The following is a 14380-nucleotide window of genomic DNA, read 5'->3' as shown; positions in this document are numbered from 1 at the left end:
CCTCCGTGATCTCCGGACCGGCTCAGCCGTTCCGTTCCCCCGCGGGCAAAGACAAATATACACACCCCCGAAGGGGCCGAAACCAGGGGGGTCATCTGCCGTTCAACGTTACGCTTGACCAGCGGAGACGGCAAGGACTTCGCGAGAACACCGCGGCAGGTCGGCAGGACGACCGCCGTCGCGGACCGTCTTCAGGCGCCCTTCAGGCGTCAACTCCGACTGTTAGCCTGCGAGCGAAGGAACTCCGATCAGAGGAGAAGGCATGTCAGTCACTCGCAACGCAAGCACCCGATGGACCGGCGGACTCCAGGACGGCGGCGGCGTCACCAGCTTCCTGTCGTCCGGCCTGCCGGACACTCCGGTGACCTGGGCGTCGCGCGCGAACGAGCCGGAGGGCAAGACCAGCCCCGAGGAGCTCATCGGCGCGGCGCACGCCTCCTGCTACTCCATGGCGTTCGCGGCCGGCCTCGGCAAGGCCGGTTACACCGCCGAGGAGATCGTCACCGAAGCGGCCGTGGACTTCAAGCCCGGCACGGGCATCACCGGCATCGCCCTCACCGTTCGGGCCGTCATTCCCGGGATCGAGAAGGACGAGTTCGAGCAGATCGCCGCGGCGACGAAGGACGGCTGCCCCGTGAGCCAGGCGCTCAAGGCGGTCCCGATTTCGCTTGAGGCGACGCTGGGCTAGGGTCGCCTCAAACGCCTGAAAATTTCATATTCACGCACAGTGTGCGCGAAAGCATCGGGTGCACCATCCGTGGCCGAAAGGCCACGGAGCCGACGCGGACTCCGGTCCGCGAAGGCGGGGTGAGCGTTGGTTTCGCGCACTTGTTTGTAACTGGAGGCCCTGCCGGCCGCGTTGCAAACCGACAACCGCAAGAGGAGGGAGTTCTCGTGACTGCCCCTGAAAACACCGGTAGGCGGTTCCAGGCCTACACCATCCGCCACCTGGACGATCTGCTGCAACGAGCGCCGCTGTCGGAGGAGCAGCGGCTCCGCACCAGGGCCGTCGCCTCGGTCCTGCCGTTCCGGACGAACGCGTACGTGGTCGATGAGCTCATCGACTGGGACCGTCCGTTCGAGGACCCGATGTTCCGGCTGGTGTTCCCGCAGGAGGACATGCTTCCCGCGGAGGACGTCGACCACATCGCGGGGCTGCTCAAGTCCGACGCCTCCAAGCAGGAGGTGACGGCCGCGGCCAACGAGGTCCGGTTCAAGCTCAACCCGCATCCGGCGGGTCAGCTCGAGCTGAACATCCCCAAGGCCGGCGAGGAGCCCATTCCCGGGCTCCAGCACAAGTACCGCGAGACGGTGCTGTTCTTCCCGCAGCAGGGCCAGACCTGCCACGCGTACTGCACCTACTGCTTCAGGTGGGCGCAGTTCGTGGGGATCGCCGACCTGAAGATGGCGAACAACGACGTGGAGCAGCTCGCCGGCTACGTGCGCGAGCACCCGGAGGTGAGCAGCGTGCTGCTGACCGGCGGGGACCCGATGATCATGGGCGAGCCGGTCCTGCGGCGGTACATCGAGCCGCTGCTGGGCATGGACCACGTCGAGTCGATCCGCATCGGGTCGAAGGCGCTCGCGTACTGGCCGCAGCGGTTCGTGTCGGACCCCGACGCGGACGACACGCTGCGGCTGTTCGAGCAGGTGGTGGACTCGGGGAGGAACCTCGCGTTCATGGCGCACTTCTCGCACTCGAAGGAGCTCGACTCCGACATCGTGCGGGAGGCGGTGCGCCGCATCCGGTCCACGGGTGCGGTGATCCGGACGCAGGCGCCGCTGATCAGGACGATCAACGACGACGCGGACGAGTGGGCGGGGATGTGGAGGACCCAGCACCGGCTGGGGATGATCCCGTACTACATGTTCGTGGAGCGCGACACCGGACCGAGGGACTACTTCTCGGTGCCGCTGGTGCAGGCCTGGGAGATCTACCGGGACGCGTTCAGCCAGGTCTCCGGCTTGTGCCGGACCGTGAGAGGCCCGTCGATGTCGGCCACGCCGGGCAAGGTGGCGGTGGACGGCGTCGTCCGGATCGGCGAGGAGCAGGTGTTCGCGCTGCGGATGCTCCAGGCGCGCGACCCGAGCATCGTGGGCGTGCCGTTCTACGCGAAGTTCGACGAGAACGCCGTGTGGGTGGACGAGCTGAAGCCCGCGTTCGCGGACAAGTTCCCCTTCGAGTAGACCCGTCCTCATCGGCTGGACGGCGTCTGGCGGGCCGGAGCGGTTTCGACCGCTCCGGCCCGTTTCATGTGCGCCCGGTCAGGCGATGTGCAGCGCGAAGCCGGTGGTGCCCGCGGGCTCGAGGCCGGGCTTGAGGCGCTTGGCGTCGTCGTAGTCGTCGGCCTGCCTGCGGTAGGCGATCGGCGCGGTCTCGGCGACGGCCGCCATGCGGATGCGCACGAGTTCCGTCGCGCCGGCGAAGCCGGCCTCGTCCATGACGGCGGCGCCGGTGACGACGACCGGGGGCAGGACCTCCATGCCGGTGTAGAACAGGACGCCGTGCTGGAGCGGGAACAGCAGGTCGTCGATGGAGCCGTTCACGCCGCGGTCGGAGAGGTGGGACTCGGCGGCGCCGGTGGTCACGACGACCATGGCGCGCCTGCCCTTGAGGACGCCGTCGCCGAAGCGGGGCCAGTCGCGGGAGGTGCCGTAGCCGAAGCCGTTGGTGAAGACCCGGTCTATCCAGCCCTTGAGGATCGCCGGGACGGTGTACCACCAGAGCGGGAACTGGAGGACCACGAGGTCGGCGGCGAGGAGCTTCGCCTGCTCCTCCTTGACGTCGGCGGCGATCTCGCCCTTCTCCCACGCCTCCCCCGCGGCGAACATGAACCGCTCCTCCTCGGTGGGGCCGAAGTCGTCGTAGTCGGCGACGGCCTTCCACTTCATGGCGTACAGGTCCGAGACGGTGACGGCGTGGCCGGAGCCTTCGAGGGTCCGGACGGCCTCGTCGCGGAGCGCGGCGTTCAGGGAGGCGGTGTGCGGGTGGGCGTAGACGATGTGGATCTTCATGGCGACCATGCTTCGCGGAAACCGCGGGGCCTGCCAGACGTCTGTTCGACCTGGGGTCGTTCGACCCTAGGACTGACAGACCTAGGCACCGCCGGGCGGGCGCGGGCATGCTTGCCGCGGAGGTTTGAGTGATGTCATCTGATGCGACCGGGATCCACAAGCTCGAGGACGTCGTGGACCTGGGCAAGTTCCTGCAAGCGCGGCGCGCCCGGGTGAATCCCGACGAGGTCGGGCTGCCGGCGGACTCGCGGCGGCGGGTGCCCGGGCTGCGGCGCGAGGAGCTGGCGCTGCTGGCCGGGGTGAGCGTGGACTACTACACGCGGCTGGAGCAGGGGCGGGCCAAGCGGCCCTCGGATCAGGTGCTGGACGCGGTGGCGCGGGCGCTGCGGCTCGACGAGACCACGCGGGCGCATCTGCACCTGCTGGCGGGGAACACGCGCCGGAGCCCGGTGCAGGAGCGCACGGGCGTGCGGCCCTCGCTCCAGACGATGCTCGCGGCGATCGACAACTTCCCCGCGCTGATCATGAACCACCGCCAGGACGTGCTCGCCTCGAACCGGCTGGCGCGGCTGCTGTACGGCGGGTTCGGCTGGGACCTGGAGTCGGGGCCGAACTTCGTGCGGCTGCTGTTCGACGAGGACTCGCGGGAGTTCTTCCCGGACTGGGGGGCCATGTGCTCCCACGAGACGGTGGCGCAGCTGCGGAAGATGTCGGCGCTGTTCCCCGAGGACGCGGAGATGACCGCGCTCATCGGCGAGCTGTCAGTGGCGCACCGGGACTTCGCGGAGATGTGGGCGAGGGCCGAGGTCAAGGACTGCAACATCGGCTGGGTGCGGTTCGACCACCCGATGGTGGGCCTGCTCCAGCTGTACAAGGACCAGTTCCGGGTCGCGGACGGGTCCGGGCAGATGCTCGTGACGCTGACGGCCGCGCCGGGGACGGACGGGTACGAGAAGCTCGCGCTGCTGGGGGCGGGGGCTTGATCCCCCGCCCCCAGGCGGCGGCTAGCCGATGGCGAGCTGCTCGTTGACGCTGGTCCAGTCGGCGCCGCCGCGGCCGGTGGCGCTGAGCTCGTCGAGGCGGCTCAGGAGCGGCTCGAGGAAGTCGGCGCTGACGCCCTGCTCGCGGCTGGCGGCGATGAGCGAGCCGACCGCGGCGCGGGTGAAGTCCACGCTCTGGCCGGCGCTGTAGTCGCGGCTGTCGATGACGCCGGCGAAGAGCTCGGTGTGCGGCAGGATCGCGCCGAGCCAGGCCGACACCTCGCGGGCCGTCTCGGCCGCGGGGACGCCGACGGTGCGCATCATCGCGGCGGCCTGGATGAAGCCGCTGAACAGCTGGTACATCGAGGTCAGCAGGGCCATGTCCTTGAGGGACGCGAGCCCGGCGTCCTCGCCTTCGTAGTCGGCGGCGCCGAGCGTCTCGAGGATGCCGCGGGCGGCGTCGTAGGCGCCCCGGTCCCCCGAGTACAGCAGCCGCGAGACGGGGGTGCCGATCATCTCGGGGACGGCCATGATGGCGCCGTCGAGGTAGGTCAGGCCGTGCTCGGCGGCCCAGGCGGCGGTCGCGCGGGCCTGGTTCGGCGTGGTCGTCGTCAGGTTGACGACGACCTTGCCCTTGAGCTCGGCCGCGACCGGGTCGAGGTGCTCGCGGACGCTCAGGTGGTCGAGCAGGACGACGAGGACGACGTCGCCCAGCGCGGCCGCTTCGGCGACCGTGGCGGCGGCGCGGGAGCCGGCCGCGACGTGCGGTTCGGTCTTGGCGGCGGTGCGGTTCCACACCACGGTGTCGTGGCCGGTGTCGCGGAGCCGGGCGGTGATCGCGGCGCCCATGGCACCGAGCCCGAGGATGGAGACGGTCTGGTTCGGCATGTGCTGCTTCCTTATCGGGGAATCGTGAGTCGGTCGATGATGCGGGGCCAGTCGCTCGCGCCGTGGCCGGCGGCGGCGAGCTCCTCGAGGAGCCGCTGATGGGTCTCGAGGAGTCGCGCGCTGACGCCCTGCTCGCGGCTGGCGGTGATGAGCGAGGCGAGGCCGCGGCGGTCGAAGTCGACGCTCTGGCCGCCGGTGTCGTAGGTCCCGCCGTCCACGACGGCGGCGATCTCCTTGCCGTACGGGAGCATCGCGGCGAGCCACGCCTCGGTCTCCTCCGCGGTGTCGGCGGCGCTGGCGCCGACGGTGCGCATCATCGCGATGGCCTGGAGGTAGCCCTGGAGCATGAGGTCCATGGCCGCGAGCAGGGCCATGTCCTTGAGGGAGGCGACCCCGGCGTTGGCCCCCGCGAACTCGGCGGCGCCGAGGGTCTCGAGGGCCGGCCGGGCGATCGCGTAGGCGTTCTCGTCGCCGGAGTACAGCAGGCGGGCGCCCGGGGAGCCGATCATGTCCGGGACGGCCATGATCGCGCCGTCGAGGTAGGCGATGCCGTGCTCGGCGGCCCAGGCGGCGGTCGCGCGGGCCTGGTTCGGCGTGGTCGTCGTCAGGTTGACGACGACCTTGCCCTTGAGCTCGGCCGCGACCGGGTCGAGGTGCTCGCGGACGCTCTCGTGGTCGAGGAGCACGACCAGGACGACGTCCCCCGCGCCGACCGCTTCGGCGACCGTGGCCGCGGCCTTCGAGCCGGCCGCCACGTGCGGCCCGGTCTTGGCGGCGGTGCGGTTCCAGACGGTCACGGCGTAGCCGGAGCCGCGGAGCCGCTCGGCGATCGCCGAGCCCATGGCGCCGAGTCCGAGGACGGTGAGGTGGCCTTTCGGCATCGTGGGATCTCCTTTCCTAGGCGTCGCCGCGGAAGATGCGGTAGACGGGGACGGCCTCGCCGGCGCGCTCGCTCGCCTCGAGTGCGCGCTGGTAGTAGTCCTGGATGGTCTTGGTGATAGCGGCGTCGACGCCCGCGTCCTCGCTGGCGTCGATGACGTGCTGGGCGCCGGCGTGCATCATCTTCAGGCTGGCCAGGTCGCCCCAGCCGCCGCCCTTGGCGGCCTGGGCGAAGAAGTTCGTGAAGTCCTGCTGGCTGACCGGCTCGTCCTTGCGGAGGTCGAGGAAGGTGTCGATGTCGCCGCCGGAGCGCTCGATCATGGCGAACGCCTGCTGGAGCGAGATGAGGTAGGCGTGGAACATGGCGAGCCCGGCCTGGTAGTACAGCTGGGCGAGCCCGTAGTCGCCGCCGAGGTAGACGTTGGCGCAGAGCTTCTCGAGGATCGGCCGGAGCGAGTCGTGGAGGTCGGCGGGGCCGCTCACGTACAGCTTCGAGGCCGGGTGGGCGATGTCGTCGCTCTGGGTCATGTACGCGCCGGTGAGGAACTTCGCGCCGCGCTTGAGGACCCAGTCCGCGCCCTTGGCGGTGTTGGCCGGGGAGTCGGAGGAGAGGTTGACGATCGTCTTCCCGGTCAGGTCGGCCGGGCCCTGCTCCAGGACGCCGTACATGGCGTCGTAATGGATCAGGGAGAGCAGGATCGTGTCGCTCGCGGCGATCGCCTCGGCGACGGTGGCGGCCGGCTTGGCGCCGAGTTCGGCCAGCGCCTCGGCCTTGCCGGGGGTGCGGTTCCAGACGGTGACGTCGAAGCCGGCGTCGAGGAGGAGGCGGGCGGTGGCGCGGCCCATCGGGCCCAGACCGAGGACGGTGACGGCAGACATGTTGTGCCCCTTCGTTAGTGGTGATTTCCTGTCGGTGTCGACGGGATCCATCGTCGGTCGGGGCGGGTACGCTCGGCAAGACCGCACTTCCTGGTGGGGTTGCTTACGTCGAGGTTCGGAATATGGTCGGGAGGCGCGCAGTGGCGGCGATGAGTGACGGAGATCAAACCTGCGGCATGTCGATCGCGATCGACGTCGTGGGCGGCAAGTGGAAGATGCACCTGATGTGGGTGCTGGCCGAGGGGCCGGTCCGGTTCGGGCAGATCCGGCGGAAGCTCGACGGGGTGAGCGAGAAGGTGCTCGCGGAGAACCTGCGGCAGCTGGAGGCGAGCGGGGTGGTGCACCGCGAGCTGTACGCGGAGGTGCCGCCGCGGGTGGAGTACTCGCTGACGCCGCTCGGGGAGTCGCTGAACCGGGCGCTCGCGCCCCTGGAGGCGTGGGGCGACGAGCACCGCGATCAGTTGGAGGCGCGGCCGCAGGTCGCGGCCTGCTAGGTCAGATGGGCGGGGCCTCGCGGCGGCGGTACTCGCGGCCGCCGAGGGTCCGTTCGAGGAGGAGTTCGTCGATCATCTCGCGGCGGAGGGTCAGCGGGTCGTCGTGGACGTCGGCGAGCGCCGCGGTGACCTCGTCCTGGGTGTAGACGCGGTCGTGCTCGAAGAGCCGGTCGGCGAGGTCGCGGAGGACGGCGACGCGGGTGGCGCGGCGGGTGGGGATGACGGTGAGGCGTCCGGCGCGGTAGAGGTGGGCGACGTCGGGGGCGGTGCCCGCGGGGGCGTCGGGGACGGCGGAGCGGGCCGCGGCGGCGGCGTCGCGGAACGCCTGCGGGTCGGCGCGGAATCCGGTGTCGGCGGTGGTCACGAGTCCGGCGCGGACGAGGCGCGGGAGGGCCTGGTCGGCGCGGGGGTGGGTCTGGCGGAGGGCGGCGAGGCCGGTGCCGGTGTCGCCGGCGAGGACGATCGCGGCGAAGACGCGGAGGCGGTCGGGGTCGGCCAGGGCCTTGACGATCTCGTGGCTGGGTTCCATGGCCCCACGATGGCCGGGTCCGGCCGGGGCGTCAACGCGATTTAGGCGGCCGCGACGGCGCGGAGGCGGGCGAGGGTGACGCCGGCGAGGGTGTCGAGGCGGTGGGCCGGGAGGTCGTCGGGGAGGGCGACCTCGCTGGGGACGGCGATGGTGACGGCGCCGGCGGCGAGCGCGGACTCGCTGCCGGAGCGGGAGTCCTCGATGGCGATGGTGCGGGTGATGTCGACGCCGAGCTTCTCGGCGGCGGTGCGGTAGGGCTCGGGGTCGGGTTTGCGGGCCTGGACTTCGTCGCCGCAGATGATGACGTCGAAGTTGGCGGGGTCGAGGGTCTGGAGGAGGACTTCGGTGAGTTCGCGCGCGGTGGAGGTGACGAGGGCGGTGGGGATGCCGGCGGCGCGGACTTCGAGGAGGAGTTCCCGCGCGCCGGGCTTCCAGTCGACGCCGTCCGCGAAGAGGGTCTTCATGCGGTTGCGGAGCCAGGCGACGTGCTCGGGGAAGGTCTCGACGGGGAGGCCGAGGTCTTCGAGGAGGAAGACGACGGAGGCGTCCTCGTTGGAGCCGACCATGCGGTCGCGGACTTCGGGGCGGAGGGTGCCGCCGAGGAGGACGGCGAGCTCTTCGAGGGCGGTGTCCCAGCGCGGCTCCGAGTCGAGGAGGGTGCCGTCCATGTCGAAGAGGACGGCCTGCGGGAACGCGTGAAGCTCAGCCATGGGGTGAACGGTATCGGGGGCGCGGGGGCGATCCGGGGTTTCGGCGGTTCCGGGCGAGGAGGCTCACAGCGTCAGGCGAGTCCGGCGCGGTGGTGGCGGCGGCAGAGGACGGTGTAGGAGTCCATGTCGCCGACTTCGACGAGGTCGCCGGAGAAGACCATGACGCCGTCGCGGACGCGGGCGTTGTGGGTGCCGCGTTCGCCGCACCAGCAGTTGACGCGGACGGGGAGTTCCTCGACGCGGTCGGCGAGTTCGATGAGGCGCTGGGAGGCGGGGAAGAGGCGGCCGAGGAAGTCGGTCTTGAGGCCGAAGGCGTAGACGTCGAGTCCGAGGCCGTCGACGGCGTCGGCGAGGTGGTTGATCTGCTTGGGGGCTTCGAGGAACTGGACTTCGTCGACGATGACGTAGGGGGGCCGGAGGGCGGCGAGGTCGTCGTAGATGTCGAAGCCGGGTTTGACTTCGCGGGCTTCGTGGGCGAGGCCGATGCGGCTGGAGACGACGCCTTCGCCGCCGCGGTCCATGGAGGTGTAGACGACGCCTTGCCCGCCGAGGGAGTGGTGGTACTGGAGGGCGAGGGTGGACTTCCCGGCGTCCATGACGCCGAGGTAGGCGACGAGTTCGTGCGACATGGGCCTATCGTGCCGGGCGGGTGGACGGGGTTGGAAGCGGGCTGCGCGCGAGGTGCCCGGGACCCTATGGGCCCCGGGCTCCTGTGGCGGTCATTTGGCGTTGAAGTAGCTCGCCTCGGGGTGGTGCAGGACGATCGCGTCGGTGGACTGCTCGGGGTGGAGCTGGTCCCCTTCGGACAGTTCGACGCCGATGCGGTGGGCGCCGAGGAGGTCGACGAGGGTGGCGCGGTCGGCGAGCTCGGGGCAGGCCGGGTAGCCGAAGGAGTAGCGGCAGCCGCGGAAGTCGACGTCGAGGATGCCCTTGAGGTCGGCGGGGTCGGCGTCGGCGACGGTGCCGCCGGAGGGCAGGACCCATTCGCGGCGCATGCGGCGGTGCCAGTACTCGGCGAGGGACTCGGTGAGCTGCACGGTGAGGCCGTGCACTTCGAGGTAGTCGCGGTAGGCGTTGGCCTGGAACAGCTCGTTGGTGTACTCGGAGACCTTGGAGCCGAGGGTGACCAGCTGCATGCCGAGGACGTCGAGCTGCTCGCCGTCCTTGGCGCGGAAGAAGTCCGCGAGGCACAGGCGCCGGCCTTGGCGCTGGCGCGGGAAGGTGAAGCGGGCGCGTTCGGCGTGGCCGTTCTCGTCGAGGACGACGAGGGTGTTGCCTTCGGCGTAGGCCGGGAAGTACGCGTAGGCGACCTTCGCCTCGATGACGTTGTCGGTGGCGAGGCGGTCGAGCCAGTAGCGCAGGCGGGGGCGGCCCTCGGTCTCGACGAGCTCCTCGTAGGAGGGGCCGTCGTCGCCGCGGGTCGGCTTGAGGCCCCACTGGCCGAGGAAGGTGGCGCGCTCGTCGAGCAGGGCGGCGTACTCGGAGGTCTGGACGCCCTTGACGACGCGGGAGCCGTAGAAGGGCGGGACGGGGATCTCGACGTCGGTGGCGACGTCGGAGCGCACCGAGGTGTCGTCGAGGTCGGGGAGGGTGTCGGCGACGAGCGTGGCCTGCTTGGCGCGGCGTTCGCGGCGCAGGGCGATCTTCGCCTCCTTCTCCGCGTCGACGATGGGGACGCCGGTGCGGCGGGCGGTCATGACCTTGTTCATGAGGTCGAGGCCCTCGAACGCGTCGCGCGCGTAGTGGACTTCGCCGCCTTCGAACATCTCGCGCAGGTCGTCCTCGACGTAGGCGCGGGTGAGCGCGGCGCCGCCGAGGAGGACCGGCCAGCGCGTGTGCATCGAGCGGGCCATCATCTCGGCGAGGTTGTCCTTCATGATGACCGTGGACTTGACGAGGAGGCCGCTCATGCCGATGACGTCGGCCCGGTGCTCCTCGGCGGCGTCGAGGATGGCGTTGATGGGCTGCTTGATGCCGAGGTTGACGACGGTGTAGCCGTTGTTGGACAGGATGATGTCGACGAGGTTCTTGCCGATGTCGTGGACGTCGCCGCGGACGGTGGCGAGGACGATGGTGCCCTTGTCGGTGGAGTCGGCCTTGTCCATGTGGGGTTCGAGGTGGGCGACGGCGAACTTCATGGCCTCGGCGGACTGGAGGACGAACGGGAGCTGCATCTGGCCGGAGCCGAAGCGGTCGCCGACGACCTTCATGCCTTCGAGGAGGTGGTCGTTGATGATGTCGAGCGGGCGCCTGCCTTCGGCGAGGGCCTCGTCGAGGTCGGTGTCCATGCCGTTCTTGTCGCCGTCGATGATGCGCTGGGCGAGGCGCTCGCCGAGCGGGAGGGCGGCGAGGGCTTCGGCGCGGGCCTCCTTGGAGCCGGCGAGGCTGACGCCGTCGAAGATCTCGATGAGGCGCTGGAGCGGGTCGTAGTCCGCAGTGCGGCGGTCGTAGACCATGTCGAGGGCGACCTGCTGCTGTTCCTTGGGGATGGAGGCCATGGGCAGGATCTTGGAGGCGTGGACGATGGCGCTGGTCAGGCCCGCTTCGACGCATTCGTTGAGGAACACGGAGTTGAGGACCTGGCGGGCGGCGGGGTTGAGGCCGAAGGAGATGTTGGAGATGCCGAGGGTGAAGTTGACGCCGGGGTAGCGGCGGGCGATCTCGCGGATGGCCTCGATGGTCTCGAGCCCGTCGCGGCGGGTCTCCTCCTGGCCGGTGGAGATGGGGAAGGTGAGGGCGTCGACGAAGATGTCCTCGATGCGCATGCCCCAGGTGCCGGTGAGGTCGTCGATGAGGCGGGCGGCGACTCCCACTTTCCATTCGCGGTCGCGGGCCTGGCCCTCCTCGTCGATGCAGAGGGCGACGACGCCGGCGCCGTGCTCGGCGACGAGGGGCATCATGCGCTGGTAGCGGGAGTTCGGGCCGTCGCCGTCCTCGAAGTTGACGGAGTTGACGATGCACTTGCCGCCGAGGGCCTCGAGGCCGGCTTCGACCACGTTCGGCTCGGTGGAGTCGAGCATGATCGGGAGGGTGGAGGCGGTGGCGAAGCGGGAGGCGAGGACCTTCATGTCCTCGGCGCCGTCGCGGCCGACGTAGTCGACGCAGAGGTCGAGGAGGTGGGAGCCGCCGCCGGCCTGCTCGCGGGCGATCTCGACGCAGCGGTCGTAGTCGGCGGCGAGCATGGCGTCGCGGAAGGCCTTGGAGCCGTTGGCGTTGGTGCGCTCGCCGACGTTGAGGATGGAGGCGTCCTGGCGGTAGGGGACGTGGTGGTACGAGGAGGAGGCGCCCGCTTCGAGGACGGGGGTGCGCTCCCTGGGGGCGATGAGGTCGGCGCCGCCGAGGCGCTCGCGGACGGCGCGGATGTGGTCGGGGGTGGTGCCGCAGCAGCCGCCGACGAGGTTGACGCCGAAGTTCTTGACGAACTCCTCGTGGGCGTCGGCGAGCTCCTCGGGGGTGAGCGGGTAGACGGCGCCGTTCGGGCCGAGGACGGGCAGGCCGGCGTTCGGCATGACCGAGATGGGCACGGGCGAGTGCCGGGAGAGGTAGCGGATGGACTCGCTCATCTCGTCGGGCCCGGTGGCGCAGTTGAGGCCGATGAGGTCGATGCCGAGGGCGGCGAGGCTGGTGAGGGCGGCGCCGATCTCGCCGCCGACGAGCATGGTGCCGGTGGTCTCGACGGTGACCTGGGCGATGATCGGGACGCTGGTGCCGAGGGCGGCGTTGGCGCGCTTGGCGCCGATGACGGCGGCCTTGGCCTGGAGGAGGTCCTGGGCGGTCTCGACCAGGAGGGCGTCGGCGCCGCCTTCGATGAGGCCGGCGGAGCACTCCTCGTAGTGGTCGCGCAGGAGCGCGAACGGGGCGTGGCCGAGGGTGGGCAGGCGGGTGCCGCCGCCCATGGAGCCGAGGACGAAGCGGGGCCATTCGGGGGTGGCGTACTCGTCGGCCTTGCGGCGGGCGAGGGAGGCGGCCGCGCGGGCGAGCTCGCGGGCGCGGGCTTCGAGGCCGTATTCGACCAGGCCGCCGTAGTTGGCGTTGAAGCTGTTGGTCTCGACGCACTCGGCGCCGGCCGCGAGGTAGGCGTCGTGGATGCCGAGGACGATGTCGGGCCTGGTCAGGCACAGGATGTCGGAGAGGCCCTCGTGGCCGTCGTAGTCCTCCATCGTCGGGTCGAAGGTCTGGAGCATCGTGCCCATGCCCCCGTCGGCGATGACGACGCGGCGCTTCAGGGTTTCGAGGAAGATGCTCTGCTCAGACACGCGGTCAAGGGTACTTGCGCGTGCCGCGTCGTGGGAAGTCGGTTTCACAGGATGGGCAGGGTGGCGGGTCAAGATCACAGCGGCCGGAACGGGACGCCGCGCGCGTTGAAGACGGTTGCCCGCGTTCCGGGCCGGGCGTAGCATCGGGTCGGAATGGCACCCCCGCCGGAAGGGACCGATATGGACGCCGTGGACGCCCGCACGTGGACCGAAGTGACCGACCCCCAGAAGCTCCGGGAGATCGTCGGTGAGGTGAAACCCCAAGCGGCGCAGAAGGAGCGGCCGCGGCTCCATGAGCGGGACCGCGAGTGGCTCGCGGCCTCCCCCTACGTCGTGGTGGCGACCGCCGACGCCGAGGGCAACTGCGACGCCTCCCCCAAGGGCGACCCGGCCGGGCACCTCGTGCACGTGCTGGACGACCGCACGGTCGCGATCCCCGAGCGCAAGGGCAACCACCGGGTCGACGGGTACCACAACGTGCTCGCGAACCCGCACGTCGGCCTGCTCTCGCTCATTCCGGGGCGGCGCGAGACGCTGCGGATCAACGGGCGCGCCCGAGTGGTCTCGGACGCGCCCTTCTTCGCGGACATGGTCGTCAAGGGCCACCGGCCGGTGCTCGCGCTCGTGGTCGAGATCGACACGATCTTCTTCCACTGCGGCAAGGCGTCGATGCGGTCGGGCATCTGGAAGCCCGAGACGTGGGCGCCCGACGCCCTGCCGAGCCACGCGCAGATGGTCAAGGAGACCCAGGACGTGGACAAGACCCTCGACGAGCTCGTCGAGTACTACGGCGAGACCTACGCCAAGCAGCTGTACTAGGCGGCCTTCGCGTCCGCCTTGAGCCGCTCGATCATGTCGTCGTCGCACGTCTCCCAGAACTCGCCGACGACGTCCTCCAGCCGGTCCATCGACCCCGCGTCGAACAGCTTGTCCTGGTAGTGCGTGATGTCGTAGTCGATGGTGCCCATGGTGACCAGGTCGAGCGGCAGGATCGTCATGTCCCGGAACTCGTCGATCTCCCCGTACGAGGAGAGGATGCCCGCGCCGTACGCCTTGAGGCCGTCCGGCTCGCTGATCACCCCGAACTCGAGGGTGAACCAGAAGACGCGGGAGACGAACTCGAGCGCGTCCTCGGAGTGCACGCGGCGGGCCGCGTCCCCGGCGGCGCGGTACAGGGCGGCGAAGCGGGGCGCGGCGAGGGCGTTGGCGTGGCCGATGACCTCGTGGATCACGTCCGGCTCCGGCGTGTACAGCGGCACCGAGTGGTGGCGGATGTACTGGGTCGCGTGGAACTTCCCGTCGGCGAGCACGCCGTAGAAGTCGCGCAGCGGCACCAGCCCCGCCGCGGGCAGGTAGCTGAACCCGGTCAGGGGCTCCAGCAGCTCGGAGACCTCGTGGAGCTGCGGGATGTGGTCGGCGGGGAGCTTGAGGCGCTCGGCACCGTCGAGGTAGTCGTGTGCGGCCAGGGCCTGGTGCTTGACGGCCAGTTCCGCACTGACCAGCCGCCATATCTCGTGCTCGGCATCGGTGTAGTCGACCGTCGGCATGGGTAGGCCGGGCCTCCAGTCCAATGCGAGTGCCGCGATGGCGTTGCGCCGTTCGCGGTATTCGGCGTCCGCGAAGCCCGGGTGGGTCTCACCCAGCTCCACGACGACCGTGCCGTCGGCGTCGGTGTTGACCGGCGCGAAGTACTGTCCTTCTTCGAACATGCCTCCAGTCCACCAGGTGGGACGCGGCCTGTCAACGCACT

Annotated in this window: 14 protein-coding genes; 5 read left to right on the top strand and 9 right to left on the bottom strand. The window is 70.4% G+C overall.

Annotated elements, in window-relative coordinates:
- The first annotated feature begins 262 nt into the window (after window positions 1–262).
- Window positions 263–688, top strand: coding sequence for an OsmC family peroxiredoxin (locus EIW28_RS21300; protein ID WP_125249724.1), 426 nt, complete (start codon window positions 263–265; stop codon window positions 686–688).
- Window positions 689–894: 206 nt separating this feature from the next.
- Window positions 895–2187: a KamA family radical SAM protein gene (locus EIW28_RS21295; RefSeq protein WP_125249723.1), complete on the top strand. Its 1293-nt coding sequence runs from the start codon at window positions 895–897 to the stop codon at window positions 2185–2187.
- Between the two features lie 78 nt (window positions 2188–2265).
- On the opposite strand, the gene EIW28_RS21290 is transcribed toward EIW28_RS21295, so the two are convergent.
- On the bottom strand, window positions 2266–3015 hold the full coding sequence (locus EIW28_RS21290) for an NAD(P)H-dependent oxidoreductase (protein ID WP_125249722.1): 750 nt from the start codon (window positions 3013–3015) through the stop codon (window positions 2266–2268).
- A gap of 131 nt (window positions 3016–3146) precedes the next feature.
- Here EIW28_RS21290 and EIW28_RS21285 point away from each other — a divergent pair, with 131 nt between their 5' ends.
- Window positions 3147–3998: a helix-turn-helix transcriptional regulator gene (locus EIW28_RS21285; RefSeq protein WP_125249721.1), complete on the top strand. Its 852-nt coding sequence runs from the start codon at window positions 3147–3149 to the stop codon at window positions 3996–3998.
- Between the two features lie 21 nt (window positions 3999–4019).
- Here EIW28_RS21285 and EIW28_RS21280 read toward each other — a convergent pair whose 3' ends face one another.
- From EIW28_RS21280 to EIW28_RS21270, 3 genes are read right to left on the bottom strand one after another with little or no spacing between them, the layout of a single operon-like run.
- Window positions 4020–4883 (bottom strand): NAD(P)-dependent oxidoreductase, encoded by an 864-nt coding sequence (locus tag EIW28_RS21280; RefSeq protein WP_125249720.1) that lies wholly within the window; start codon window positions 4881–4883, stop codon window positions 4020–4022.
- Between the two features lie 11 nt (window positions 4884–4894).
- Window positions 4895–5764: an NAD(P)-dependent oxidoreductase gene (locus EIW28_RS21275; protein ID WP_125249719.1), complete on the bottom strand. Its 870-nt coding sequence runs from the start codon at window positions 5762–5764 to the stop codon at window positions 4895–4897.
- 16 nt (window positions 5765–5780) lie between these two features.
- Entirely contained in the window at window positions 5781–6692 is a 912-nt protein-coding gene (locus EIW28_RS21270; protein ID WP_269462618.1) for an NAD(P)-dependent oxidoreductase, read from the bottom strand.
- 98 nt (window positions 6693–6790) lie between these two features.
- Between EIW28_RS21270 and EIW28_RS21265 the strand changes: the two genes are divergently transcribed.
- Window positions 6791–7135, top strand: coding sequence for a winged helix-turn-helix transcriptional regulator (locus EIW28_RS21265; protein ID WP_125249717.1), 345 nt, complete (start codon window positions 6791–6793; stop codon window positions 7133–7135).
- A gap of 1 nt (window position 7136) precedes the next feature.
- Here the strand turns inward: EIW28_RS21265 and EIW28_RS21260 are convergent, their stop codons facing one another.
- From EIW28_RS21260 to metH, 4 genes are all read right to left on the bottom strand, one after another.
- A complete protein-coding gene (locus tag EIW28_RS21260) occupies window positions 7137–7664 on the bottom strand; it encodes a DUF2087 domain-containing protein (protein WP_125249716.1) in 528 nt (175 codons plus the stop codon).
- Window positions 7665–7705: 41 nt separating this feature from the next.
- Complete coding sequence (locus EIW28_RS21255; RefSeq protein ID WP_125249715.1) at window positions 7706–8374, bottom strand: HAD family hydrolase; 669 nt, start codon at window positions 8372–8374, stop codon at window positions 7706–7708.
- 71 nt (window positions 8375–8445) lie between these two features.
- Complete coding sequence (locus EIW28_RS21250; protein WP_125249714.1) at window positions 8446–9003, bottom strand: thymidine kinase; 558 nt, start codon at window positions 9001–9003, stop codon at window positions 8446–8448.
- Between the two features lie 90 nt (window positions 9004–9093).
- Window positions 9094–12630: a methionine synthase gene (gene metH / locus EIW28_RS21245; protein WP_232014103.1), complete on the bottom strand. Its 3537-nt coding sequence runs from the start codon at window positions 12628–12630 to the stop codon at window positions 9094–9096.
- Between the two features lie 180 nt (window positions 12631–12810).
- Here metH and EIW28_RS21240 point away from each other — a divergent pair, with 180 nt between their 5' ends.
- Entirely contained in the window at window positions 12811–13449 is a 639-nt protein-coding gene (locus tag EIW28_RS21240; protein ID WP_125249712.1) for a pyridoxamine 5'-phosphate oxidase family protein, read from the top strand.
- On the opposite strand, the gene EIW28_RS21235 is transcribed toward EIW28_RS21240, so the two are convergent.
- On the bottom strand, window positions 13446–14339 hold the full coding sequence (locus tag EIW28_RS21235) for a phenylalanine 4-monooxygenase (protein ID WP_125249711.1): 894 nt from the start codon (window positions 14337–14339) through the stop codon (window positions 13446–13448). The two genes, EIW28_RS21240 and EIW28_RS21235, sit on opposite strands and share 4 nt — an antisense overlap.
- Window positions 14340–14380 lie beyond the last annotated feature (41 nt).

This window comes from Glycomyces terrestris, assembly GCF_003933745.1.
GTDB lineage: Bacteria > Actinomycetota > Actinomycetes > Mycobacteriales > Micromonosporaceae > Glycomyces > Glycomyces terrestris.
This window is presented reverse-complemented; position numbering and strand designations above follow the sequence as displayed.